At 52.0% G+C, this 25,539-nt stretch carries 23 protein-coding genes; 12 read left to right on the top strand and 11 right to left on the bottom strand.

Going from position 1 to position 25,539, the window contains the following annotated elements; all coding sequences use genetic code 11:
- Positions 1 to 40: 40 nt before the first annotated feature.
- The 4 genes from ACR64Q_RS04425 (at position 41) to ACR64Q_RS04410 (ending at position 5,361) form a co-directional block, all read left to right on the top strand.
- On the top strand, positions 41 to 3,562 hold the full coding sequence (locus ACR64Q_RS04425; RefSeq protein ID WP_313733715.1) for a PAS domain S-box protein: 3,522 nt from the start codon (positions 41 to 43) through the stop codon (positions 3,560 to 3,562).
- Complete coding sequence (locus tag ACR64Q_RS04420; RefSeq protein WP_313733714.1) at positions 3,559 to 4,167, top strand: response regulator transcription factor; 609 nt, start codon at positions 3,559 to 3,561, stop codon at positions 4,165 to 4,167. The genes ACR64Q_RS04425 and ACR64Q_RS04420 overlap by 4 nt, the downstream gene beginning before the upstream one ends.
- A gap of 102 nt (positions 4,168 to 4,269) precedes the next feature.
- Positions 4,270 to 4,578, top strand: a complete 309-nt coding sequence (locus ACR64Q_RS04415; RefSeq protein WP_483823275.1) for a hypothetical protein — start codon at positions 4,270 to 4,272, stop codon at positions 4,576 to 4,578.
- Positions 4,579 to 5,049: 471 nt separating this feature from the next.
- Entirely contained in the window at positions 5,050 to 5,361 is a 312-nt protein-coding gene (locus tag ACR64Q_RS04410) for a hypothetical protein (RefSeq protein WP_313733712.1), read from the top strand.
- 16 nt (positions 5,362 to 5,377) lie between these two features.
- On the opposite strand, the gene ACR64Q_RS04405 is transcribed toward ACR64Q_RS04410, so the two are convergent.
- Entirely contained in the window at positions 5,378 to 6,199 is an 822-nt protein-coding gene (locus tag ACR64Q_RS04405; protein WP_313733711.1) for a thermonuclease family protein, read from the bottom strand.
- 14 nt (positions 6,200 to 6,213) lie between these two features.
- Between ACR64Q_RS04405 and ACR64Q_RS04400 the strand changes: the two genes are divergently transcribed.
- The 4 genes from ACR64Q_RS04400 to ACR64Q_RS04385 all read left to right on the top strand — a co-directional run bounded on the left by ACR64Q_RS04400 (position 6,214) and on the right by ACR64Q_RS04385 (position 12,919).
- Positions 6,214 to 6,759, top strand: coding sequence for a DUF1415 domain-containing protein (locus ACR64Q_RS04400; protein ID WP_026603876.1), 546 nt, complete (start codon positions 6,214 to 6,216; stop codon positions 6,757 to 6,759).
- Between the two features lie 497 nt (positions 6,760 to 7,256).
- Positions 7,257 to 11,330 carry a response regulator gene (locus ACR64Q_RS04395; protein WP_313733710.1) on the top strand — a complete coding sequence of 1,358 codons (4,074 nt, stop codon included), beginning with the start codon at positions 7,257 to 7,259 and terminating at the stop codon, positions 11,328 to 11,330.
- Positions 11,323 to 12,486, top strand: a complete 1,164-nt coding sequence (locus tag ACR64Q_RS04390) for an HD domain-containing phosphohydrolase (RefSeq protein ID WP_313733709.1) — start codon at positions 11,323 to 11,325, stop codon at positions 12,484 to 12,486. The genes ACR64Q_RS04395 and ACR64Q_RS04390 overlap by 8 nt, the downstream gene beginning before the upstream one ends.
- Positions 12,401 to 12,919: a hypothetical protein gene (locus ACR64Q_RS04385; protein WP_313735086.1), complete on the top strand. Its 519-nt coding sequence runs from the start codon at positions 12,401 to 12,403 to the stop codon at positions 12,917 to 12,919. Before ACR64Q_RS04390 ends, ACR64Q_RS04385 begins: the two co-directional genes overlap by 86 nt.
- A gap of 60 nt (positions 12,920 to 12,979) precedes the next feature.
- Here ACR64Q_RS04385 and ACR64Q_RS04380 read toward each other — a convergent pair whose 3' ends face one another.
- Positions 12,980 to 13,681 (bottom strand): TPR end-of-group domain-containing protein, encoded by a 702-nt coding sequence (locus tag ACR64Q_RS04380; RefSeq protein ID WP_313733708.1) that lies wholly within the window; start codon positions 13,679 to 13,681, stop codon positions 12,980 to 12,982.
- Positions 13,682 to 13,764: 83 nt separating this feature from the next.
- Between ACR64Q_RS04380 and ACR64Q_RS04375 the strand changes: the two genes are divergently transcribed.
- Positions 13,765 to 14,091, top strand: a complete 327-nt coding sequence (locus ACR64Q_RS04375; protein WP_313733707.1) for a DUF2288 domain-containing protein — start codon at positions 13,765 to 13,767, stop codon at positions 14,089 to 14,091.
- Here the strand turns inward: ACR64Q_RS04375 and ACR64Q_RS04370 are convergent.
- Complete coding sequence (locus ACR64Q_RS04370; RefSeq protein WP_313733706.1) at positions 14,033 to 14,692, bottom strand: HvfX family Cu-binding RiPP maturation protein; 660 nt, start codon at positions 14,690 to 14,692, stop codon at positions 14,033 to 14,035. The genes ACR64Q_RS04375 and ACR64Q_RS04370 overlap by 59 nt on opposite strands.
- A 42-nt stretch (positions 14,693 to 14,734) precedes the next feature.
- On the opposite strand from ACR64Q_RS04370, the gene ACR64Q_RS04365 reads away from it, so the two are divergent.
- A complete protein-coding gene (locus ACR64Q_RS04365; protein ID WP_313733705.1) occupies positions 14,735 to 15,079 on the top strand; it encodes a cupin domain-containing protein in 345 nt (114 codons plus the stop codon).
- Between the two features lie 60 nt (positions 15,080 to 15,139).
- Here ACR64Q_RS04365 and ACR64Q_RS04360 read toward each other — a convergent pair whose 3' ends face one another.
- A complete protein-coding gene (locus ACR64Q_RS04360; protein WP_313733704.1) occupies positions 15,140 to 16,426 on the bottom strand; it encodes a DEAD/DEAH box helicase in 1,287 nt (428 codons plus the stop codon).
- 151 nt (positions 16,427 to 16,577) lie between these two features.
- Between ACR64Q_RS04360 and ACR64Q_RS04355 the strand changes: the two genes are divergently transcribed.
- Positions 16,578 to 16,940, top strand: a complete 363-nt coding sequence (locus ACR64Q_RS04355) for a PilZ domain-containing protein (RefSeq protein WP_020485245.1) — start codon at positions 16,578 to 16,580, stop codon at positions 16,938 to 16,940.
- Between the two features lie 35 nt (positions 16,941 to 16,975).
- Here ACR64Q_RS04355 and rapA read toward each other — a convergent pair whose 3' ends face one another.
- Positions 16,976 to 19,738 carry an RNA polymerase-associated protein RapA gene (gene rapA, locus ACR64Q_RS04350; protein WP_313733703.1) on the bottom strand — a complete coding sequence of 921 codons (2,763 nt, stop codon included), beginning with the start codon at positions 19,736 to 19,738 and terminating at the stop codon, positions 16,976 to 16,978.
- A 198-nt stretch (positions 19,739 to 19,936) separates the two neighbouring features.
- Here rapA and ACR64Q_RS04345 point away from each other — a divergent pair, with 198 nt between their 5' ends.
- Positions 19,937 to 20,374, top strand: coding sequence for an NUDIX domain-containing protein (locus tag ACR64Q_RS04345; RefSeq protein ID WP_026603868.1), 438 nt, complete (start codon positions 19,937 to 19,939; stop codon positions 20,372 to 20,374).
- A 43-nt stretch (positions 20,375 to 20,417) separates the two neighbouring features.
- Here the strand turns inward: ACR64Q_RS04345 and dapB are convergent, their stop codons facing one another.
- From dapB to dnaK, 6 genes are all read right to left on the bottom strand, one after another.
- Entirely contained in the window at positions 20,418 to 21,224 is an 807-nt protein-coding gene (gene dapB, locus ACR64Q_RS04340) for a 4-hydroxy-tetrahydrodipicolinate reductase (protein WP_313733702.1), read from the bottom strand.
- A gap of 3 nt (positions 21,225 to 21,227) precedes the next feature.
- Positions 21,228 to 22,367: a molecular chaperone DnaJ gene (gene dnaJ / locus ACR64Q_RS04335; RefSeq protein WP_033155573.1), complete on the bottom strand. Its 1,140-nt coding sequence runs from the start codon at positions 22,365 to 22,367 to the stop codon at positions 21,228 to 21,230.
- A 42-nt stretch (positions 22,368 to 22,409) separates the two neighbouring features.
- Positions 22,410 to 22,703, bottom strand: a complete 294-nt coding sequence (locus ACR64Q_RS04330) for a type II toxin-antitoxin system RelE/ParE family toxin (protein WP_313733701.1) — start codon at positions 22,701 to 22,703, stop codon at positions 22,410 to 22,412.
- Positions 22,700 to 22,924, bottom strand: a complete 225-nt coding sequence (locus ACR64Q_RS04325; protein WP_313733700.1) for an addiction module protein — start codon at positions 22,922 to 22,924, stop codon at positions 22,700 to 22,702. Before ACR64Q_RS04325 ends, ACR64Q_RS04330 begins: the two co-directional genes overlap by 4 nt.
- 106 nt (positions 22,925 to 23,030) lie before the next feature.
- Positions 23,031 to 23,393: a DUF2513 domain-containing protein gene (locus ACR64Q_RS04320; protein ID WP_313733699.1), complete on the bottom strand. Its 363-nt coding sequence runs from the start codon at positions 23,391 to 23,393 to the stop codon at positions 23,031 to 23,033.
- 167 nt (positions 23,394 to 23,560) lie between these two features.
- A complete protein-coding gene (dnaK, locus tag ACR64Q_RS04315) occupies positions 23,561 to 25,495 on the bottom strand; it encodes a molecular chaperone DnaK (RefSeq protein ID WP_313733698.1) in 1,935 nt (644 codons plus the stop codon).
- Positions 25,496 to 25,539: the final 44 nt, after the last annotated feature.

Raw genomic sequence — 25,539 nt, 5'->3', positions numbered from 1 at the left:
AAAAAAAACCTCCTGTTCCCTGGACGCTCCAGAGACAATCTTGCATGAACTGCAAGTGCGTCAGATTGAATTAGAGACCCAAAATCAATCGCTGCTTCAGGCCCAACATACACTTCAGCAGTCGCGAGACCGCTTCCAGCATCTTTACGATTTCGCCCCGCTCGCCTACCTCACACTCAGCCCGGACCATATAATATCCGCCATAAACTTTACAGCCACCACGTTGCTGGCTGTTGAGTGCCAAAACGTAATTGGCCGTGATTTTTCCGACTTGATTGCCGATCAGAGCCGCGATTTTTGGCAAAGGCGTTTATTACAGATTCAGCAAAGCAGCGAAAATCAATCTTGCGAATTGCAAATGCTGCGTGGCGATAACACTGCATTTCCTGCCAGACTCGACTGCCTAATGGTCACCGATCCCGCCGACCAGCCGGAACTGCGCATTACCCTCACCGACCTCACTCGACAAACACAAGCAGAATCATCGGTGCAGGCGCAAAGCCCGACGCTGTGCGCGGCACTTATACAATCGGCGCGGGATGCAATCGTCTGCATCGACGCAAAATACCGTATCGTATTATTCAATCCCGCAGCCGGTAACCTGTTCGGCTGCCGCGCGGATCAAGCCATTGGCGACGCTATCGAACACTTTATTCCGGCTGGTTTTCCGGCCATTTATTCAGCGCCGAAATCGGGAGACGCTAGCGATCATCAGGCGAACGAACTTCGCACAGTGACCGGCGTGCGCGCTAGCGGCGAAGAATTTCCGATGGAAGCCGTCATTTCCGAGATAGACACTGGCGGGCAAACCTTGTATTCCCTCATTCTGCGCGATGCGGACGGGCGCTGCCTCCTGCAAGCCGGACGTCATTTGCAGGATCAACTGTCCAAAGTGGCGGCTTCCGTACCCGGCGTTATTTGTTCGTTCCGTTTGGCTGCGGATGGTTCAGCCAGCATGCCTTATGCCAGTCAGGCGCTTGAATCCCTGTACGGACTGGCTCCCGAAGCGGTGGCCGAGGACTTTAGTCCGGTATTTGCCAGAGTTCATCCCGACGACATCAAACTTATCAACGAAACCATCAGCGAATCGGCGCGCAGCCTTGAACCCTGGCGCGACACCTTCCGCTACCAACATCCCAGTAAAGGCGAAATCTGGATAGAAGGGCATTCCATGCCGATGCGGGAACAGGGCGGCAGCATTTTATGGCATGGCTATCTTCAAGATATTACCGCGCGAAAACAGGCTGAATCGGTATACCGCGATCAGGATAGGGAACTGCAACTGATCATGGATGCCACGCCAGCGCTGATCGCCTATTTGGATGTCGATTTTCGCTATGTGCGCGTGAATGCGACTTACGAACGCTGGTTCGGCATCTCTCCGGAACAGGTTATCGGCCGCACCGTGCCGGATATTCTGGGTGTCGCGGCGTGGGACATCGTCCGCCCGTATCTGGAACGGGCATTAGCAGGCGAGCAGGTGGGCTTTGATCAACAAATTCCCTATGGCAACGGCAAACCCCGCTGGGTGCATGCGACCTATATTCCTAATGCTGATGAAACAGGACGGCGGAAAGGTATTGTGGTGCATGTGATCGACATCGAAGAGCGCAAACAGTCCGAGCAGAAAATTGCCTTATTGAACCAACGCTTGCAGCGCCGCGTGGAGGAAATGCAGGTTATTTACAACACGGTACCCATTGGACTCGCCATCGCCGGCGATAAAAGCGGGCAACATATCCGCGGAAATCGGGCTAATGAGCAAATGTTAGGCTTACCCCCTACCTCGGAACTATCGCTGTCCAGCGGGAACCCGCCGGCCATCACGGTATTACAAAACGGCTATCCGTTGGCCGTCGAGGATCTGCCGATCCAGCGTGCTTGCCGGGGAGAAGTGGTGACCGACGAGACTCTGGATATAGTCCGCCCGGACGGCAAAGTCATTACCGTGGTGTCTAATGCATCGCCATTGCTGGACGATAAGGGTCAACCGCGCGGGGCCGTTGGGGCATTTTTGGACATTACTCCGCTGAAAGTAGCTGATGACGCCCTGCGCCGCAGCGAGGCTTTCATACGCTGTATTCTGAATTCACTGCCCGCGCATGTGGCAGTGCTGGATGATAGCGGCTTGGTGACTACAGTCAACGCGCCTTGGGATTGCTTTGCTATGGAGAACGGCGGTTCGTCCAGTCAATTGTCGGAAGGCGCCAATTACCTTGAGGTTTGCCGTCGTTCGTCGGCGGCAGGCGACCGGGACGCGCAGAAGGCTTTGACCGGTCTTGAAAGCCTGATAGCGGGGCATCAGCCGGAATTTATGATGGAATATCCGTGTCGGACCGCGCTTGGCGAGCTATGGTTTATGATGCATGCCAAACGTATTACCCAAGGTTTCAAGGGCATGATTATTACCCATGTAGACATTACCGAACTGAAGCGCACCCACGCGGAATTGCGGCATACCGAGACCCGTTTGGCGCTGATCATCGACGAAGTGAACGCCGGTTATTGGGACTGGGACTTAGTGTCACAAACCTTATTTCTCTCGCCGGAATGGAAACGGCAAATCGGTTTTGAAGACCATGAGATGCTGAACCGCTGGGAGGAATGGGAATCTCGATTGCATCCGGATGATCGGGCATGGGTGTTGGCAAGCACCGAAGACTATCTCGCCGGCCATCAGTCGGCTTACGAACTGGAATTCCGCTTGCGGCACAAGAATGGCTCGTATCGCTGGATCCATGCGCGCGGCAGCTTATTGCACGACAAAAATAACCGGCCTTATCGACTGCTGGGCATCAATTTCGACATCACCGACTACAAATTGACCCGGGAATTGAGCGAACGCCGAAATCGGATGGAGCAATCCTTTCGAGTATCGCTGGCGACACAGACGATAGCGGCGATTGCCCACGAACTTAACCAACCCCTGGCCGCCATTTCCTCGTATGCCGATGTGGCGTTGCGCCTATACCAATCAGAAAAACCGGATGCGCAAAAACTCAAGCACGTGTTGGAAGCCTGCGTGCAACAAGCTCAGCGTGCCGGCGAAGTCATACGGCAGCTATTCAGCCATTTGAATAAAACCGAGACCGTCGGCGAACGGGTCGATATTAATTTTTTAGTGACAGAAGCCTGCGCATTTGTAAAAAACGACAGAACCTTAGACACGTTTAACATAGAACTGGACCTTGCTGTCGACTTACCGCAGACGACGGTCAATGCACTGCAAATTCAAAAGGTGCTGGTCAATCTGATCAGCAATGGTCTGGAAGCGATGCAGGAACACGGCAAGCTGTCCGAGGTATTGCGCGTAACCACCGGCCGATACGCCGACGATCCTGATATGGCAATAGTTTGTGTTTGTGACAGCGGTAAAGGCTTGGCGGATGCCATTGCCCTGAAAACCCTGTTTCAACCTTTTTACTCGACTAAACCCGCGGGCCTGGGAATGGGCTTGGCCATCAGCCGCGCCTTGATTCAAGCCCATGGCGGCAATATGTGGGCGGAGCGGAATGTCGGCGACGGTCTGAGTCTGTTCTTTACCTTACCGTTTGCAAAATGAATACTCAGCCCTGCGTATTCGTGGTGGACGACGATGATGCGGTCCGCGATAGTCTGGGTTTGGTATTTGAAACCGCGGGCCTCGCGTATCAAACATTTGCCACCGCCGAATGCTTTCTGGAACGCTATTGCCCGGACCAGCCCGGCTGTCTGGTGCTGGACGTCAACATGCCTGGACTGGATGGTCACGAGCTGCAAGCCGAACTGATCCGCCGCCAGATCCACCTCCCCATTATTTTCCTGACCGCCTATGGCGACATACCGATGACGGTGCGCGCGATGAAGGCGGGAGCTGTTGATTTTCTCACCAAGCCGGTCAGTACCGATCTGTTGCTCGACAGGGTACAGGCAGCGCTACAGATTGAAATCAACACTCACGCAGAGGCCATAAAAGGACAAGCGCAGTGTAATCGGCTAAGCGGTCTGACTTCACGTGAACTGGAGATTATGGGGATGGTGGTGGCCGGTCTAACCAACAAAGAAATAGCCCGGCGCTTGGGCATTAGTCACCGTACCGTTGAAATCCACCGCGCCAAAGTGATGGAGAAAACCGGCGCGACGAATCTGCTGGAACTCGCCCGGATCTATGAGGCCTGCCGACTGTGAGTGCATCTATCCCGTTAGTCAGGCCCTTCACTATCCTTGTTTCCACGCCGGCGGAGCCCAATAGCTATCGATGGCCCCAAATGCACACTATTAATAGACCTGATGAATATTACTAATTTAACAAATCCTGTTTTTTGGCTTAACGTATGCCAACGTCAAGTAAAACCCCATATACAAGACTCGTTAGCAATACCAAATCCGAAAATAGGTGTAACGATGACAAGAGAAAAACTTACTACTGCTCAAAAAAACCTGCTGAATAAATGCCCCAAGGAGTGGGCTGTCGTGCCGGTTGGGTCCACTAATAAAACATTGATTGCGCTGATGAAAAAAGGCTTGGTTGATTCGCGGCTATTAATTAACACATTGTTCCCGGAGCTCTCCAGATGCGAATGGCGCATAGCTCCATAGCCGCCAAAACAGCAAAGGCTTTGCCATAAAAAAGCTGTTGCAGACCTACCTTATTCGGTGGAATAAGGCATAGCCAACAATTTCTCCCGGGTTTCCATCAGCAATGTCAAAGCCGTTTTGCAGGTTATGCATCGGTGTAGTGGCCTTTCGTCGGACCAACAACTTATTACAAAACAAAAAACCGCAGTGCAATAGCAACCGAATTTTTAGCTCGACACCCAAATTGTTGACTATGGACGATCAACTGCTGCGTTTACCGGGAACTTTGTCCAGTAATATGACATCGGAGAATTAAGTTTGATTGAGCATTTTGGCGAGTGCATTTAAAATCCCGACCTAAATACTCAGATTTTCTTGGGAAGTTTATTATTTTGGTCGAATGTTATTTAGGAACTATTTTTTCAACATCAATTCGCCGGTTGTCCTCTACAGCATTCGTGTATGCGGCGGCATAGGTCAGTGGTAGCCACTATGATGACTAGCGATGATTCGGCGCGCCGCCGAGGGGCGCGCCGTCAGCAAGAACGCCGGACTAATCCGTTCGCCTTCAACTCCGCAGAGTGGATCGCATTTGTGCAACAGCAATATGTGCTGTGGCCAAAACAAGACCGACGGGTATTAGATCGCCGGCGCGCCGAGCGCCGCGAGATTGATCGTCGCGCTGGAATGCGCGACGCGGAGCGGGAAATCCTGTTTCAACGCACCCGCTGGTTTTCGGCTGAGCATATCCTCAACGACGAAGAAAAGCTGATGATTCAGGCTTTATTTGCGGAAGAAGACTAGCCTGACACGGGCCGCATCAGCGCAGCACGATGTCCGCCGGATGCCTGACCTGCAAGGCAAAACGCTGTTTCGAGCGCCTCACCCAGCCCCTAACTTCCACGTCTTTGCCTACATAGGTTTCCAGCGGCGGAAACAACCCCGCCGATATTGGCTCCACGCTAATGGACACCGTATCGGAGAATTGCAGATAACTGTGTTTGGCGGTCTTTTTGACCCCGCGAATACGGCCGGTCACGCGCTTCCAGCCCTGATAATTATTTTCATCGAGCAGCTCCGCAGCCAGCGGCGCATAGGCCTCTTCACCCCAAATCCCCAGCCCGGCTTGCTCGGCACTGCGCTGAGCCGCAAGCAAGGTGTCGAGATATTTGAAGTTCGGCGGGTAAATATTCACCGTCGCCAAACCGCGTTTCACCAGCTCCAGATTGATATGCTCCTTGTCTTCGGTAAACACGTAGGCCAAGGTGCGCTGATATTTGTCCTGTTTTTCCACATCGCCTTGCAGGAATACCTTCCGCTGCTCCAACTTTTGCTTCAACCAGGCCTTAGCCTGCTCGCCGCCGGCTTCGGCTGACTTGTTACGACCGGCAACCTCCGGGGTATTGATCCCTAAAAAACGGACTTTCCGGCGGTCGCTTAGTAAGATAGTATCGCCATCGAACACCTTCTCTACCCGGTAATACGCGACGCCTGGATCGATGCTTACAACTTCGGCGTTTTCATTGCCATGATCAGCATAATGGCGGCGACCTTGCTGATCGGTCCATTGATAGACTTCGGCGTTCAGTAAAGCCGGCAATAACGCTAACAGCCAAAGACAGTGTTTAGTGCTTTTCATCATTTTTTTCGATCACCATGACTAACCAACAAATTATCGCCGCCACTCAGGCTTGGCTAAAAACTTTTGTTATTGAATACAATATTTGCCCGTTTGCCCGCCGCGAGCAGGAAAAAGACAGTATTCGCTATCAAGTCGTGTCGAGCAACAGCATTGAGGATAGCCTGGAAGCGGTAATTGCCGAGTGCGTGCATCTCGATTCCGAACCCGACACCGAAACCACCTTGTTGATATTTAGCGAGGCGTTTGCCGACTTCGAGGATTTCCTGGATTTGCTGGCTATCGCCGAGCAATTGCTGATCGATCAAGGCTACGAAGGCATCTACCAATTGGCTAGTTTTCACCCGGACTATTGCTTTGCGCAAACGCCGACAAACGACCCCAGCAATTACACCAACCGCTCCCCTTACCCCATGCTGCATCTGATTCGCGAAGACAGCATCGAAAAAGCCGTCGCCAGTCATCCCGACCCGGAGGGTATTCCCGAGCGCAATATAGCGCTTACCCGCGAATTGGGCCTGGAAAAATTGCGGGCGATTGTAAATGCCTGCTACCAACAGTAGCGGAAACCTTTGCCCGTATGCGTTCGGTTTTCTCGTTTCAAAATTAGCAGCGTTCTGATAGCAAGGCAGCGTCGCAAAATAAGCCTGTCGAATTGTTCTTACGGTGGGATTGGATAAGGCCGTTCACTATGGAATTCGTCTCGCGCCAGTTTATGCGCGGCCATCTCATCACGGCTCAACTTGATTCCTTTGGGTATTAATAGCCATCCAATTCGCAGTAGACCGGAAGCCCCTTACCCCAGCTGGGACGATACAGGCAAATCGGCAAGCACTTCATGCCTCACAGAGGCTGAGCTTGCCTGAATCTCGGCAATTGACTGTCGCAAGGGCCTGTTGCAAGACCATGCGGCCCGAATTCATGACTAAAAAACCTCCTTGAAAATCAGGACCGTTCAATGAATAAGCCTACCCACTAGCCTATGCCGATTACGCGGCCATTTCGCCGGCTTTTTAGCAATTGCCGGATTTAGATGATAATTTATAGCCGGGAGTGACACATGAAACAACGTTTTCCAAGAATATCCGCTTTTGGTTTGGCAATCGCCGCGGGCTTGGTCGGTATCTTGGGATTTGCGGCGCTGATGGGTTTGAGTCTGCAGCAAGAGCGCGATAGCCACGTAGAACATGCGCGTATCGAGACGGCAAATATCGCTCTGGTTCTAGAGGGGCATGCACTGGCCACGATACAAAAAATCGATCTGATTCTGAAAGATCTTCAGGGGCATATTCGACCCGAAGACATGCGCAGCAGCCAGTTCGATAACGCCGTTGAGTACCATGCTATGCGAGCCTTGCTGAAGGAAAAGGCCAAGGATATTCAGCAAGCGGCGGTAATCGAGATCGGCGGAATCCAGATATTCAATGCCAACGGCGATTGTATCTACAGCTCCATCGACGCTCAGCCGGCCATCAAAGTCACCGACAAAGAAAGCTTTCAAATTCATAGGGATCATCGCCAGATTGGCTTACACATTTCCCCGCCGGAAATATCCCGTACCTTGGGCATCTGGCATATATCCCTAACCCGGCGCATCGATTTTCCCGACGGAGACTTTGCCGGATACGTTAACGTCATTGTGCAATTGAGTTCGTTCGAAAGTTTTTACGCGACGCTGAACCTTGGCGAGCACGGCGCGGTTTTACTCCGCGACGAACAGATGAGGCTTTGGGCTCGCCATCCGCACCTGGAAGCCAATCTAGGCAAAGCCATGCCTAACCACCCCCTGAACCAATACGTTGCCAAGGGTATGGCCCACGGTTCCTACTTACAGGCCAGCCCGGCCGATGGTGTCAAACGCCTCTATAGTTTTCGGCGGGTCGGCGATTATCCCTTGTACGTGTTGGCCGCCATCGCCGAACAGGATTATCTGGTCGAGTGGCGAAAACATTTGGTTTGGTACGGCACGGCCGGACTCGTCATCTTGATCGCTTCGTTAGTGTTGGCGTTGGTTGCGCGACACAGCCGTTTGACATGGCAGAACAACGAAAGAAATTACCGCTACATCATCGAGAATGCACCGGTCGGCATTTTTCAGAGAAATTTTGAAGGTCAGTTTAGCTTTCTGAATCTCACTTTGGCACGCCAATTGGAATGCGACTCCGTCGATACCTTTCTGCAACGTTATGTTCCGGCCGAGAAGCTGTGGGCAGATCTCAATCAATTGAAGTCCTTTTATCAGTTGCTGCAGACAGATAAAGAGGTACGCGACTTTGAAGCGCAAGCGGTGCTCATAACCGGGCAAACCAAATGGTTCTCGATGTCCGCCTACCTGGATGAAGAAAGCGGACAGATCAACGGTTTTACACTCGACATTACCGAACGCAAGCAAGTCGAAGAACAACTCAAAACATCGGAAGAGCGTCTGCGTTTGACGATGGATGTGGCACAAATCGGCGTTTTCGATTGGGATGTCAAAAAAGACAGTTTCGAGGTGTCACCGATTTATTTCACGATGCTGGGCTACCAGGCGAAACCCGGTCCGGGTGATCGTAACGAATGGCTGGAGCGGCTCCATCCGGACGACAGGGCCGACATCGCCGAAAAAATTGGTGCCGTACTGTCGAAACGGGCCAATGCCTACAGTTACGAAGCCAGGATGCGCCATGCCAACGGCACCTATCGCTGGATAAGTGTTAAAGCGTTCTGCGTGCAGCGAGGCGAAGACGACATGGTCACCCGCATCCTGGGCATACGCATGGACATCACCGACCGCAAACGCTACGAAGTCGAATTGGAGCACTACAAAAATCATCTCGAACACTTGGTAAATGAGCGCACGACGGCGTTGTTGGACGCCAGAAAACAAGCCGACAATGCCAACCTGGCCAAATCCGATTTCTTGGCGAACATGAGCCACGAAATACGTACCCCGATGAACGCCATCATCGGCCTGACGCAACTGGCGCTGGATACCGAGCTGAACCAGAAGCAACGCGATTACCTCGGCAAGGTATTGAATTCGTCGCGAGCCTTGCTGGGTATTCTCAATGACATTCTCGATTACTCGAAAATCGAAGCCGGGCGCATAGACATCGAGGCCATCGAATTCAACTTGGAAGAAATACTACGGGCGACGGCAGACTTGTTCTCCCTACGTGCCGATGAAAAAGGCCTCGAGCTGTTCATCGATATGGCGTTAGATGTGCCCGATCAGCTGCTGGGCGACCCGCTCCGCCTCAGCCAGATCATTAACAACCTGGTCGGCAACGCCATTAAATTCACGCAACATGGCGAAGTCCACCTTCGCGTCGAGGCACAGGAAAGGACGGACGATGCCATACGCCTGCGTTTTGCGGTGAGAGATACCGGCATCGGCATCACGGCCGAACAAGCCGGTCAGCTGTTTCAGCCTTTCGCACAGGCCGACGCCAGTATCACCCGCAAATTCGGCGGCACCGGCTTGGGGCTGACGATCTCGAAACGCCTGGTGGAATTGATGGCGGGCGAAATCACCCTGGAGAGCAAACCCGAATCCGGCAGTACCTTTGCCTTTACGGTTCGACTAGGCCTGCCGGCCGGCATTTCGTCAAGCGTGCAGACACCGGGCCGGCGTTTGCAGGATTTACACCCCATGCGTACCCTGGTAGTCGACGATCAGGAAACCTCGCTGACGATACTGCGCTCGATTTTGGAAGCGTGGCAGTTCGAGGTGGCGACGGCCCGGTCGGGCGAAACAGGTTTGCGCTTGTTCGCCGAAGCGGCGCGATGTGGCAAACCCTTCGAGCTGTTGTTATTGGATTGGAAAATGCCCGGCATGAACGGTCTGGAGCTGGCCGAGACCATAGCCGATAGCGAGCACAACAGCCGGCCGCCAATATCCATCATGATCACGGCTTATGAGCGCGAGGCACTAGCTAAGTCCGCCTGCAACATTCGGGTGGATGCGATCATCGCCAAGCCGGTCACTCCCTCCAGCCTGCTCAACACCCTGGTTCAACTGCAACGAAACGAAACCAGCCAGCCTGTTCCCGTCGCCGAAGTTTTCAACGCCACCAGAACCACGCTAGCAGGCATCCGTAGCGCTCGGATCTTACTAGTTGAGGATAATAAACTCAATCAACAGGTGGCACAGGAATTTCTCATTAAAGGCGGTTTGGAGGTCACGACTGCCAACAATGGCCTGGAGGCCTTGGATTGGCTGGAGAAATCCAATTTCGATGCGGTGTTGATGGACCTGCATATGCCGGTGCTGGATGGCCTGGAGGCCGCCCGCAGGATTCGCCAATCGGCGGCGTTAAAGGAATTACCCATCATCGCGATGACCGCGGCGGCGATGAATCAGGATAAAGAGGCCTGCTTAGCGGCCGGCATGAATGACCACATCGCCAAGCCTGTCGAACCGGAAGAACTTGCCAATGCGTTGGCGAGGTGGATCAAACCCAAATCCGCTGCGGCGCAACAGGAAAAAGCTGTCGAGATTTGCCCGGATACCGAGGCAATTGCCAAACTCGAGAGCAATCTGCCAGGCGTGGCGGTGCAAGCGGCTTTGGCCCGACTGGGAGGCAACATCGCCCTTTACCGGCGCCTATTGCTCGCGTTTGCCGAACAGCATCGGAACGCTGCAACGCTATTGCGCCAACGGCTTGCTGATGACAATTCGGAGCAACTGTTTTTCGTTGCTCACAGCCTGAAAGGCGAGGCCGGCAATTTAGGTTTCGGCGCGCTTCAATCCTCGGCCGACCGACTGTGCCGGATGCTCAAAAACGGTGAGGAGAGGAATTTGATGGCGCAAACGGAAGTACTTGCACAGGAATGCGAGGCTGCAATACTTCTACTAAGTCAGTCATTAGAAAATGCTGACGATAGACTGCTTGCCTCATCTATCAATTCAAAAGAACTGTTTAAAAATACCAACCTGATTCCCGAACTAAAGAAATTGCTTCGCCAGTTGAAAGCTAAGAATCTGGATGCCCGATATTCGGTCACCGATCTCGTCCGCAAGATAGGCGATCACGAACTAGCCTTGGAATTTGCGGAAATTGCGCAAGCGACACAAGAATTGCGCTACGATGCAGCGTTGATCGCATTAGAGAAACTCTTAGAACGAAATAGCTGGACAGACCATGAATAGCCAAGATAAACGACCAAAAATATTGATCGTAGACGACTCCTTAAATAATATCGAGGTGTTGAGCAACATCCTGGGCAAGGGATACAGCACGAGCTTTGCCAGCGATGGCGCCGAGGCTTTGGCGCTGATCGGCCGCGACGCGCCGGACCTGATATTGCTGGATGTCATGATGCCGGGTATCGACGGCTTCGAGGTTTGTAAGCGCCTTAAAGCCGACCCCGCGACTCGCGATATTCCGGTGATTTTTCTGACCAGCTTGGATAGCGCCGTGGACGAGGAGTGTGGCCTTTCGCTGGGCGCCGAGGATTTTATTCACAAACCGGCTTCCGCGCCGGTGGTGTTGGCCCGGGTCCATAATCATCTGGTCCTGGCCACCACCAGACGCGAGCTTAAACAGCATAACGAAAACCTTGAGCAATTAGTGGCCGAGCGCACGGAAGAGTTGTTCCGCAAAGATCGGCAGCTGATCGCCGCGCAAAGCTCCATCATCGCCGCTTTTTGTGCGTTGGCAGAAGTCAGGGACAACGAGACCGGCAACCATATACGCCGTACCCAACGATACGTGCAGCTGTTGGCCGAACGGTTGAGATCTAATGCCCGCTATAGTCTCTCCGATGGAGCCATCGAACTGTTGTTTAAATCCGCACCTCTGCACGACATCGGCAAGGTTGCCATTCCCGATGCGATACTGCTTAAGCCGGGAAAGTTGTCGCCGGATGAATGGAAGATTATGAAAACGCACTGCGAGGAGGGAAGGTCTGCCATCTTGTCGGCGGCACGGGATTTTGGCGACAGCGACTGGTCATTTTTGAATTACGCGGTGGAGATTGCTTATTGTCACCATGAAAGATGGGATGGCGCCGGTTATCCACAAGGGCTTTCGGGAGAGCAAATACCGCTGAGCGCCCGTTTGATGGCAATCGCCGACGTCTACGACGCTTTGATTAGCAAACGCGTTTATAAAGAAGCGTATCCCCACGAAGAAGCTGTGCGGCTGATCGCGAAAGGCCGGGGAACTCACTTTGATCCGGATATCACCGATGCCTTTTTGGCTATCGCCGAGGCATTCGATGAAACCGCTCAGCGCTACAAAGATGTCGGCGACGCCAAGCCTGCTATCGAAACCGAAGAACATTCACTATCAGCTAAATCCTGAAAGACCTAGCAAAGTTTATCTTGCCGGCACCACGAACGACCTGAACGATCAAGCCGGATTAATTCCGGCGCTCAAGTTTTTAGAACGGTTTCCAAGACTGGATCAAACACGTTGTTCCGCATTCACGCGGCAACAATGTGAGCTATCAACTGGTCTTTGCAATACTATTGATCTCGGTGGGCGGGATAGGCGGCGCCAAAGCGATGACCAAAGTACGCGCCGCATGGTCGATTGGGGTTTCGACCAAGATGCGCGAGAGGGTTTCAATTGCCGGTGGAAACCGCTATCGGCCGCTTGTTTAATGTATCGATTTCAATCGAACGGCATCGGCGCCGATGACGCCTTTAATTTTCTATTCAATTGGTTCGCTTTCCATACCTCATCCGAGGACAAAAAACTGGTTGGCTATATTGAAAGTAAAGCAGATGAATAACCCGCCCGGGCGATGTAAAACCCCGCTCTCGCGGGGCCTTAAAATTGAATGGCCTTAACTTTAAGAGTAGTAATCAAAGTCCTCTTTTTTCTCTATCTTGAAGCCCGGTTCCACATTGATTTCAATATCCTTGAGCTTGGTTTTTTCTGGTGCCGGCGTGGCGCGGACCTCCTCCATAAACTCCTTGAACCATTGGGCGTTGATCACGCCAGCCATGTCTTCGTCTTGCAATATATTTTGTTCGTCGGGCAAACTGCCAAAGTCCCTGGCTGTCTGTAACGCAGCCAAGCAGGCATCATTATCGCCGCGTAATGCATAAACGCAGGCCAAATTGTAAGCCGCGCTGCCTTTTTGAATACCACAGGCCTTCTCGAAAAAATCTTCCGCCAAATCGTAAAGGTCGGGCTTCGCCGCCTCGGAACTGATGCGGGCCAATTCCATAAAGGCGACGCCGCCATCGATCGCGGCTCCTAAATAGTTAGGCGAAATCAATAAGCAAAAAGAGAACTTGGAAATGGCGTCTTCGTAAATCTCAACCGCGGCTTTCGGTTCTTGAGTTCGGGCCTCGTGTAATAGCCCAAACCCCCAGTGATACAGCGCTTCGGAAACAATCAAATGGTCGGCAATGACATTAGCAAAGCCTTGATACGCACCCTTGTATAGTTGCTCGGCTTTGCTGCCTTCGCTTTTACGGGCCTGGGCAACTTGCTTGATCGCCGCGTCCAGGGTGGAACGCTTTTTAAATGAACTCAATAGCGACATTGATGAATCCTCACTTCTGTTTTATGAACCGGGTTACGATAAAATAGTCCGGCATACTACAACATCCCAACCGGAAAATGTTAATGAACGACTCACTCCCCGATCTGGAAAAAGCCAAGGTGAATTTGGAAACCTCGTCCATTCCCTGGGCCGAGTTGCAACGATTTTTCGCAGCCGGACTAGCAATCTCGGTCGCAGAGGAGCTAGATCTGGTCGAAGTGGCTTACCAGTTTTCGCGCGACAATAAAACTCAGGTCGCACAATGGCTGGATGCCGGCCTAATCGGTCATGTTTCGGATCGACAGGCCGGCGAATGGATCAGCGCCAACAGCTCGGTTTGGGCTGTTGTCGTCAGGCCTTGGGTGCTAGTTCAGGCAAGTATTTGCGCGCCAACCAATAGTCCGCGCTGACGAACCTGCCCCCGCCCAGGAAAAACAGCGCCAGCAACATCACGAAATAGGTGGCGGCAAACTCAATCCCGTTATTCAGTACGACCAAGGCCCCGTTCTCGGTCAGCCATTGATAGTCGCCCTGCGCCTGTAAAATTTCCTTGGCGCGCTCCAAGCGTTCTATCGCACCTATCGTGCGTTCGGTGGCAAAAATACCGCTACCGGCCGCAATGGCCAGCCAACCGTTTTGAATATGGGCACTGATGGCGGCCACCACCATGATCACCATCAACGGAACGGTAATCGGTCGAGTCGCAAAGCCGAACAATAAAAACAAGGCGCCGACAATTTCAAATAGCGCCACCAAAAATACCAACACATAAGGCGCCGGCAAACCCAAGCCCCATTCGACATTACCGAACCATTCGGCCGTGTCCGAAAAATTGGCGAATTTTTTGGTGCCAGCCATCCAAAACACCGGCGCCAAATAAAGCCGCAGAAACAGCGGCGCCAAAAAATCCACGCATTTAGCAGTATCGCAAATGCGTTTGGACAGCTGCATAATCCCCGGTAGTTTATCGATGGCCACCGCCATTAACGAAGCAAAAGACGTATTATTCATTTTCATTCCCCTCCCCCAATTTTTTATTATTTACCCGCTTTTATGAATATCAGCAGTTCGTGCATTTTTACAGACATTCCAGCTCAGTTGCCAATAGAATTATGCCAAACCTTGTTTAGCAAGCCTACTATTCGCATCGAGCGCATCGTTTCCAAGGGGCATTGCAGCCCGGAAAACGAGTGGTACGATCAAAATCAGGACGAGTGGGTGATGTTGTTACAAGGCGAAGCCAGGCTGACATTTGCTCAATCCGCACCTGTGGACCTGAAGCCGGGCGACTATCTGCTGATTCCGGCGCATTGTCGGCACCGGGTGGAATGGACCCATCCGGACATTGAATCTATATGGCTGGCTATCCATATTTTCGCGGAACCGGCTGCGGAATAAACGGGCGTTCGGCGGGAGACGACTGCCGTGCCCATGGCCGGGCACGACAAGTCAAACTGATTAGCGGGGCTTTGCTGTTTGCGGACGCGGTTTACGAGAATTTGGCGCGCGTTTAGCCGGCTCCCCTGGCCGGCCATTCTGTGGCCGTCTGGCCGCTGGCTTGTTCGGCTGGGCCGGCTTCGGCTGCGGCTTGCTATTGGTCACCGCCAATGACACGTTGGGATAGCCGGTATCATCGACTCGCGGAATCTGCCTTTTCAACAACTTCTCGATGGCAGCCAACAAATAGGCCTCTTCCGGATCGACCAGCGAAATGGCCTGCCCTTCGGCGCCAGCGCGGCCGGTGCGACCAATACGATGCACATAATCTTCCGCTACTTGCGGCAAATCGAAGTTCACCACATGCGGTAATTGGTCGATATCCAAACCGCGAGCGGCGATGTCGGTCGCAATTAATGCGGTAATCGAACCGTTTTTAAACTCTTCCAGTGCCCGTACCCGTGCACCCTGACTTTTGTCGCCATGCAAGGCCGCGCAACGGATTCCGTCTTTCATCAACTGTTTGGCTAAACGATCCGCGCCGTGTTTGGTGCGGACAAACACTAACACCTGCTGCCAATGACCATTGCCGATCAGGTAGGACAGTAATTCGCGCTTGTATTCGCGGTTAATGCCATACACCAGCTGCGAGACGGTATCCGCGGCGGCATTACGTTTTGCAACAGCGATTTCAACTGGATCGGTGAGGATTTGTTCGGCCAGCGCGCTGATTTCCGGGGCATAGGTCGCCGAAAACAGTAGGTTCTGACGTTTACTCGGCAACAAGGCGATGATTCGACGAATATCGCGGATAAAGCCCATGTCCAACATCCGGTCGGCTTCGTCGAGTACGAAATGTTCAACCTTGGATAAATCCAGATGCTGTTGCTGAATCAAATCCAGCAAACGGCCGGGCGTAGCGACCACAATATCGGTGCCGCGTTGTATCTTTTGAATCTGCGGATTAATACTGACGCCGCCGTATATTGCTTCCGCAAAAAACGGTAAATGCTTGCCGTAGGTTCTGACGCTTTCATAAACCTGCATCGCCAACTCGCGGGTCGGCGTTAAGATCAATACCCGAACCGGCCGCGGCTTTTGCGGAACCGGCTGTCCTTGCAATAGCTGTAGCAAAGGCAAGGTAAATCCGGCAGTTTTACCGGTACCGGTTTGCGCGCCGGCCAGCACATCGCGGCCTTGTAAAATGACCGGAATGGCCTGCGCCTGTATCGGCGTCGGGGTTTCATAGCCTTGCTCGGCAACCGCCTTAAGTAGTTGCTCGGACAAACCCAATTCTGAAAATAACATGAAAAAGCCTTATTTTATACCCGTAATTAACGGGTGTATGAATAGAAAAGATATGGCATGATGAACACACCTAAAGTAGCAAAAATTAACTTTGCACCTACAATAAATCCTCGATAGCGTAACCGCGATTCTTCAGCAGGGGTCAAAACAAATGAGTTTCGAAAAACGAATTCACCGTAGAGTAAAACCTAGAGGCCTGCAGGCAGGCATTATTTTCCACAGCAAAACCGCCCGGGAAATTTCGCTGAATGCGGAAATTCTGGACATCAGCTATAGCGGCATCCGAGTTAAACTTCAAGACCCCATCAGTCCCGATGTTGCCGGCAAAGTTAAAATCACCATGGTATTGCCTGAATCGGGAACGCCGTTCAGTGTACACGGCATTCTGAAACATCAACATGTCGACTCGGAATGCGGCTTACACTACGTAGACCACGTCGAGGGTTCTATCGACGACCTGATGTTTGAATGCATCGAACTTGACGACACCACGGTGTTGATCAAAACCGTTTAAACAACACCACGGCTAAAGCCCCCTATCGTCCAGAGCTAGCTGGTAATAACAAATCGCACCGCGTCCAGCCGCAACTGAGTTTCCTGTATGCTTTCGTGCGAGAGCATGGTCATTTCCTTGAGTTGCTCTATTTCCTGCTCCTTGATGCCGGGGTTGATCTTTTTCAGCCGTACCAAACGCTTGATTTCGCCGGTTAAGGTCGCAATCATCAGGTTGCTGCTTTCTGCTACCAATTTCTGCATCTGCGCGCTCGCCAACTGCTCCGCGACTTTGATCATGTCCTGAATATGCTGGCGTTGACTGTTCAAAAATTGGCTGATTTGCGCCTTATCGAAGCTATCGCCGGTCTCAATCAAGCTGTCGTGGCTGATAACAAGCGTTAGATCTTTTTTATGTTGATCGACTAACACGCGTAGCGGCGTGTGCGGTAAAAACCGGCCGATTTGTAATTCGGCGGGCGCGCTGCATTCCGCAACAAACAATAGCTCCAGCAGGAATTGGCCGGCTTTCAGTTGCGGATGCTTGACCACACTCACTGCGGCATTGCCGGTCTCGCTGGACAACACTAAATCCATGGCCGACAACACCATCGGATGCTCGGCGGTGAGAAATTGCATGTCTTCCCTGGCCAACGCGATGTCACGATTGACGGTTACCGTCAAACCGTCGTCTTGCAACATCGGGAAATGGGCGATGCGCAGATTTTCGCTGGGCCACAGGATATGGCAATCGCGCGAATGATCTTCGACATCGACACCATAACAATCGAACATCGCTTCCATAAACGGCCATAAACTACCGTCGCGTTCGCCGGCCGTGATCTCGTCCACCAGACGCGCGGCTTCTTGCGGGCGGCAAGAATTTAGCTCCAACAGCAAATCGCGGCCTTTATGCAATTCCTCTTCAACCTGACTGTTCAAGGCCTTGGTATTGGCGATCAATGCTTCTACTGCCGCCGCATCGCGGCTGAGCAACGCGCTGTCACGAGCATCGCCGAGCAACTTCAAGACTTGCGCGGCACCTGAACAATTATGCCGGAATGCGTCCAGACCCTCGTCGTACCAGCGGAATAACACGTGCTGGGCACTATCGAGCAAATAAGGGATATGAATTTGAATGACATGCTTCTGGCCTATCCTATCCAGACGACCGATGCGTTGTTGCAACAAATCCGGATTTTCCGGCAGATCGAACAAAAACAGATGACGCACGAATTGAAAGTTGCGGCCTTCGCTACCGATCTCCGAACAAATCAATACTTGCGCCCGGCTCTCTTCGTCTGCAAAAAACGCCGCCGCCCGATCCCGCTCGACGATACTCATGCCTTCATGAAACACCGCTGCGGTATGGCCGACATGCTGCCGCAATAATTGCTCGAGCTGGATTGCGGTTTCAGCGCGTTTGCAGATTAACAGGGCTTTTTCATCGCCCAGGGCTTTCAACTGCCCAACCAGCCAATGCAGATAAGGGCTGTTGGCTAAATCCGCCGTGTCTTCACCTTGCAGCGGATAAGCATGGCGTTGCCGATCCGGAAAGCCCTGCACGGTTTGCCGAGAGTTTCTGAACAAAATCCGCCCGGTGCCATGATGATCGAGCAACAACTTGATCAATTCTTCCCGAGCATTGGCTTGGCTGTCGTTAACCTGTTGCAGCAGTTTGTCGACATTGTCCTGTCTTAATAAGTTTTTCAATTGCTCCTGCTGTTCGGCATCCAGCGCTGCGCCGGAAATCAGCAAATTGGCCAGTCTGGCTACCGGTTCAAACTGGCTTTCTTCGCGCAAGAACTGCTCAAACCGATAGAAACGGTCGGGATCGAGCAAGCGCAAACGCGCAAAATGACTTTCCTTACCCAATTGCTCCGGCGTAGCGGTCAATAAAATCAGACCCGGAGACCCAAAGGCTAATTGCTCGACAAATAGATAGTCGGCGCTAGGTGCATCTTCGCTCCATTCCAGATGATGGGCTTCGTCGACCACCACCAATTCCCAGCCGGCATCCAAGGCTTGTTGCTGGCGATGCGGAGAATCGGCAAAAAAACGCTGACTGCACAGCACCAACTGCTCGCTGAGAAACGGGTTCTCGTCGGGACAGGCAAAGCAGCGGCTTTCGTCGAAAATGCTGAAGCGCAGATTGAAGCGGCGCAGCATCTCCACCAACCATTGATGCAACAGGCTTTCCGGCACCAAAATCAACACCCGCTTGCTTAAACCGTTGATCAAGCGATGTTGAATGATCAAACCTGCTTCTATGGTTTTCCCCAGCCCCACTTCATCGGCCAGCATGATGCGCGGCAAGGCGCGGCTGGCGGCTTGATGGGCAATATAGAGCTGATGCGGAATCAGTGACGCTCGCGCGCCCTGTAGACCTTTGGTAGCCGCTTGCTGATGCTGTTGCTGACGCCGCCAGGTTTCATAGCGCAATAGGAACCAGGCCGTCGGGTCGAATTGGCCGGTAAATAACCGGTCTTGCGGTTTGTTAAATTGAATATGATGGTTAAGCTCCATCTCGTCGATTTGCTGCAACTGACCGTCTTCATCGATACCGATGTAGGTCAACAAACCATTGTGCTGCTGCACCTGCTGCACGCTAATCTTCGCGTAATCCGCCGATTCGATCACATCGCCTTCGTTGAACTGCACCCGGGTCAAAGGCGCGTTATCTCTGGCGTAAACCCGCCGGTCGCCGGTCGCTAAAAACAATACGGTGACACGGTTAAATTCAGCATCCATCACCATACCTAAACCCAATTCGGATTCGGTATTACTAATCCAGCGTTGGCCGGGAATAAACTCATTCATGTTTTACTTCTTGGAAATTTAATTCGACTTTAAAAGCGCCGCGTAAAGCAGCCGGGATGATATGAAAAGCGGATTAATTCATGATTAATTTGTCGAGGAAAAAGAATCGAGAATTTCAGCAACGCTTGAAAACATGGTTAAATTTAGCAGAACACTCATATTTTCTATGCGCTAAAACTCATCATTATCAGGAACAACATGGCCAAGCCGATCACACCGTTATTAGCCGCCGATATTTTGATCGAATTGATCGATCATCCACAGCGCCCTTTCGTGTTGATAGAGCGGAAATACCCACCCTACGGCTGGGCGGTACCCGGCGGCTTTGTCGATGTCGGCGAAACGCTTGAGCACGCGGCCATCCGCGAAGCCAAAGAAGAAACCAGCCTGGATGTGGAACTAACCGTACTGCTGGGCCTTTACTCCAATCCGCAACGCGACCCGCGCAATCACACCGTCACCGCAGTCTATCTGGCGCAAGCCCATGGCACGCCGATGGCGGCGGACGATGCGAAAAACTACGGACTGTTCAATTTTGACAATCTACCAAGCCTGCTGGCTTTCGATCATGCTCAGGTTATTGCGGATTACCGGCATTATAAACTGACTGGCGAGGTAACGCCTCTACGAATATAAGTCTTAGCTGATTCACTGGTCTGTAGGCTGGGTTTGGGGCGGCTTAGCCTTTCAAACCCAGTACATCCTGCATATCGAACAGCCCCAACGGTTTGTCCGCCAACCAAGCCGCGGCTCTTACCGCACCGTTGGCGAAGGTCATACGGCTGGTGGCTTTGTGGGTAATTTCCACCCGTTCGCCTTCGTCGGCAAACATCACGGTGTGCTCGCCGACAATATCACCAGCCCTAATCGTGGAAAAGCCGATGGTTTTGCGGTCGCGGGCGCCGGTATCGCCTTCACGACCATAGATGGCGCAGTCTTTCAAATCGCGTCCCAACGCAGCAGCGACGACCTCGCCCATCCGCAACGCGGTACCGGACGGCGCATCGACTTTGTGCCTGTGATGCGCCTCAATCACTTCGATGTCAGTGTAATCGCCCATCACCTTGGCGGTCATCTCCAGCAACTTTAAAGACAGATTGACACCGACACTGAAATTTGGCGCGATGACTATTGCGACATCCTTGGCAGCCTCGGCAATCGCGGCTTTTTGCGCATCGCTGTAACCGGTAGTGCCGATTACTACTTTCTTGCCAGCTTGCCGACAGATTTCTATGTAATCCATCGACGCGTCGGGTCGGGTAAAGTCGATCAATACATCAAATCTATCCGTAAGCGCTGCCAAATCGTCACTGACTTGAATGCCGGCCGCCGCCACACCGGCCAGTTCGCCGGCATCCTTGCCGATTGCCAAACTATCCGGACGGGATACCGCTACCGTTAACTCGGCGTTTTCAGCCGCCAGCGCAGCTTTCAGCAAACATAAACCCATGCGCCCGGAAGCACCCACTACCGCAATCCGCACCATGGTTTATCCCGTCAACTTGTCGAAGAAGTTTTTCACACCATCCATCCAGCCATGCTCTTGCGGACTGTGGTGTTTGCCGCCGCCGGATAATGATTCGCCCAACTTCTCGATCATGGCCTTTTGATCTTTGGTCAGATGCACCGGTGTTTCCAGTTGCACCTTGCACAACAGGTCGCCGACCGCGCCGCCCCTGACCGGTTTCACGCCTTTACCGCGCAAACGGAACATGCGTCCGGTTTGGGTTTCCGGCGGAATTTTCAACATCACCTTGCCGTCGAGCGTAGGTACTTCCAACTCGCCACCCAAACAGGCCATCGGGAAACTGATTGGCACTTCGCAGTAAAGATTCGCACCATCGCGGGTGAAGATCGGATGATCCTTGACCTGCACCTGTACATACAAGTCCCCCGCTGGCCCGCCGTTCGCACCGGCTTCGCCCTCTCCAGCCAAACGAATCCGGTCACCGGTATCGACACCGGCCGGGACTTTGACGTTTAAAGTCTTGGTTTCCTGCACGCGGCCTTGGCCGTAACATTTCGGGCAAGGATCCTTGATTTGCTTGCCGGTACCCCGACAAGTCGGACAGGTTTGTTGCACCGAAAAAAAGCCCTGTTGCATCCTGACTTGGCCGTGACCATGACAGGTATTACAGGTGACCGGGCTGCTGCCTTTTTTAGCGCCGCTGCCGTTACACTCAACGCAAGCCACCAATACCGGCACTTTGACGGTCGCTTCAGTACCGCCCACCGCTTCTTCCAGGGTCAGTTCAAGGTTGTAGCGCAAATCGGCACCGCGTTGCACGCTGCTGCGCTGCTGCCGACCGCCACCGAAAATATCCCCAAACACGTCGCCGAAGATATCGCTAAAATTCTCCGCCCCGCTAAATCCACCTCGACCGCCGCCCATCGACGAATCGACACCGGCATGCCCAAATTGATCGTAAGCCGCACGCTTTTTGGGGTCGGACAAAATCTCGTATGCTTCCTTAACCAGCTTGAATTTCTTCTCCGCCTCTTCCGGATTGTCCTTATTTCTGTCGGGATGAAATTTCATCGCCATCTTGCGATAGCTCTTCTTGATCTCGGCTTCGCTCGCGTTGCGATCCAGTTCCAGCAGTTTGTAAAAATCTTCTTTTGCGGCCATTTAAATGTCTTAGGTATTATTATTCAGTGTGGATATATTCAGTTATAACCGGCCCAACCAATAATCGGGCCTTCTTTTTTTATGTGAAACCGCCAAAACTTGTACGCCGGCGTGATCATCCCTAAAGATAATTCGATAAGGAAACTTAAGCAGGGAAACCGCCCGGATGTTAGGTTTTTGCTCAACTCGACAACGTCCCGGCATATTGGCAAGGCTAATCATAAAACTCTCAAACTCCGCCAAATAAGCAGCACCTAAACCCGGCTGCCTTGATTCGTAAAATGCGATAATTTCTAAATGTTCATGCTGAGCGCCGGGGTGAAATCGATAATTCATTTCAACAATAACCGCGCTTTAGCGCTGACTTCCTCCGCAGAAATTAATTCGACCAAACCTTGATCTATTTCATCGGCGCGTCGTTGAGCTTCATCCAGCCAAGCTTCACGCAATTCAGCATCTGAGAGGTTTTCTAAGCTTAACAATAAATTATGAGCCAGTTTGGCGCGTTCCGCCGCAGGAAGATGAAGCGCTTCGCTTTCGATTGTCGAGGTATCCATAAATGCCACCGTTTAAATTCAAGAAATCAGTATGGACCAACGTCATAAAACCCATCGTTCGCGACCCACATTATCAGAAAGGTATGCGATGTGCACCCTACCTGACTTAAGAAGAAATTAGTTCCATAGCTATTTTAATTGCAACCGACTTAATCACATCAAAAGTCATCGAGCTAGACTTATTCAATATTGTTGACTTAGTTTTTTCCCAAATATTATTATTTCTTATCGAATCAAGAAAATCGTGACCAGTCCATGTAAGTCGGTGTATATCAAAGTGACAATGCGAAGAGCCTAAATACGGAAGTATTTCAGCATCAATTAACTCGGCTTCCTTTAAAAGCTGTACGTGATAGGCAATTATTTCAGATTCAGTTCCATCAAAATCTGATGCACGCAACGTCTTGCCGGCTACTAATCCCTCGGTTTTAAGTAAAATGTTTCTGATTATTTCCCAATCTCTTTTCATAATATTCTAACCATGAGGATGCTAAGCAAGTAGAATAGGTAAATCAATCTTACCCAAGCCTGTAAGGTGCAAACCGCTATGGCTTCAGAAACATTTTACTTAAATACGCCATCTATAAACTTGTAAATGGCGGACAGCTTTCGCCATCCGCCTTGTATTTACATCTGTTACTTCTTATCGTCCTTAACTTCTTCAAATTCCGCATCGACCACATTGTGATCATGCTCCGCGGCAGCTTCCGCAGCGCCTGCGGCATGTCCGGCCTCAGCACCGCCTTCCGCGCCTTTCTGGGCATAAACGCGCTCGGCTAATTTGCCGGACAGTTCGGTCAAGGCATGGGTTTTCGCTTCAATCGCATCTTTATCGTCAGACTTAATCACCGCCTGCAGATCTTTGATCGCCGATTCGATAGCCGATTTTTCGTCGCCGCCGACTTGGTCGCCCAATTCCTTCAGGGATTTTTCGGTGGCGTGGATCATGCCTTCCGCCGAGTTACGCGCCGAAACTAATTCTTTCAGTTTCCGGTCTTCGTCGGCATGTAATTCGGCATCTCTCACCATGCGTTCGACTTCTTCATCCGACAAACCACTGGAGGCTTTAATCACGATGGACTGTTTCTTGCCGGTGGCTTTGTCTTTGGCCGATACGTTCAAGATACCGTTGGCGTCGATGTCGAACGACACTTCGATTTGCGGGATGCCGCGCGGCGCTGGCGGAATGTCCTGCAAGTCAAAACGACCCAAAGATTTATTACCCGCAGCAACTTCCCGCTCACCTTGCAACACGTGCACGGTGACCGCAGTTTGGTTGTCGTCCGCAGTCGAGAAGGTTTGCGAGGCATTGGTCGGGATCGTAGTGTTTTTCTCGATCAATTTGGTCATCACGCCGCCCAGGGTTTCGATACCCAAAGACAGTGGCGTAACGTCCAGCAACAATACGTCTTTGACGTCGCCGCCCAATACGCCGGCTTGAATTGCCGCACCCAGAGCTACCGCTTCATCGGGGTTAACGTCTTTGCGTGGCTCTTTACCAAACAACTCTTTAACGAAGGCTTGCACTTTCGGCATCCGGGTTTGACCGCCGACCAAGATCACGTCGTTGATTTTAGATGTCGAAATACCGGCATCTTTAATCGCTTGCAAGCAAGGGCCTTTGGTTCTTTCGATCAGCTCGTCCACCAGCGATTCCAGTTTGGCGCGGGTCAGTTTCACATTCAAATGTTTCGGACCGGAGGCATCTGCGGTGATGTAAGGCAGATTGATGTCGGTTTGTTCGGCTGATGACAATTCGATTTTGGCTTTTTCCGCTGCTTCTTTCAGACGTTGCAGCGCCAATGGATCGTTGTGCAGATCGATGCCGCTGTCGCGTTTAAATTCGCCAGCCAGGAAATCGATGATCCGCAAGTCAAAGTCTTCACCGCCCAGGAAAGTATCGCCATTGGTGGCCAATACTTCGAATTGGTGCTCGCCTTCGATTTCGGCAATTTCGATGATGGAAATATCGAAAGTACCACCGCCCAAATCGTAAACCGCGATGGTAGTGTCGCCTTTCGGTTTGTCCATACCAAACGCTAACGCGGCAGCGGTCGGCTCGTTGATGATCCGTTTCACATCCAGACCGGCAATCCGTCCGGCGTCTTTAGTCGCTTGACGTTGAGAGTCGTTAAAGTACGCAGGCACGGTGATAACCGCTTCGGTCACTTCTTCGCCCAAAAACGCTTCCGCGTCTTTTTTCAGCTTCATCAGCACCCGTGATGATACTTCTGGCGGCGCCATTTTTTTACCGTGACATTCCACCCAAGCGTCACCGTTGTTGGCTTCCATAATTTTATAAGGCACCATTTTGATGTCTTTTTGTACCGCGTCTTCTTTAAAACGGCGGCCGATCAAGCGTTTGATCGCGAACAAAGTATTCTCAGGGTTGGTCACCGCCTGACGTTTAGCCGATTGACCGACCAATACTTCGTTGTCGCCGGTGAAAGCGATAATGGAAGGCGTGGTGCGCGCGCCTTCGCTGTTTTCGATAACCCGCGCGGTGCCGTTTTCCAGAACTGCTACGCAGGAGTTAGTGGTTCCTAAATCGATGCCGATCATTTTGCCCATTGATATTCTCCAGACTTGATTTGGTAATAAATTAAAAAGTTGTT

The sequence above is a fragment of the Methylomonas sp. 2F7 genome, assembly GCF_057126975.1.
Note: the sequence above shows the minus strand (reverse complement) of the source record. Positions and strands in the feature narration are given on the sequence as shown.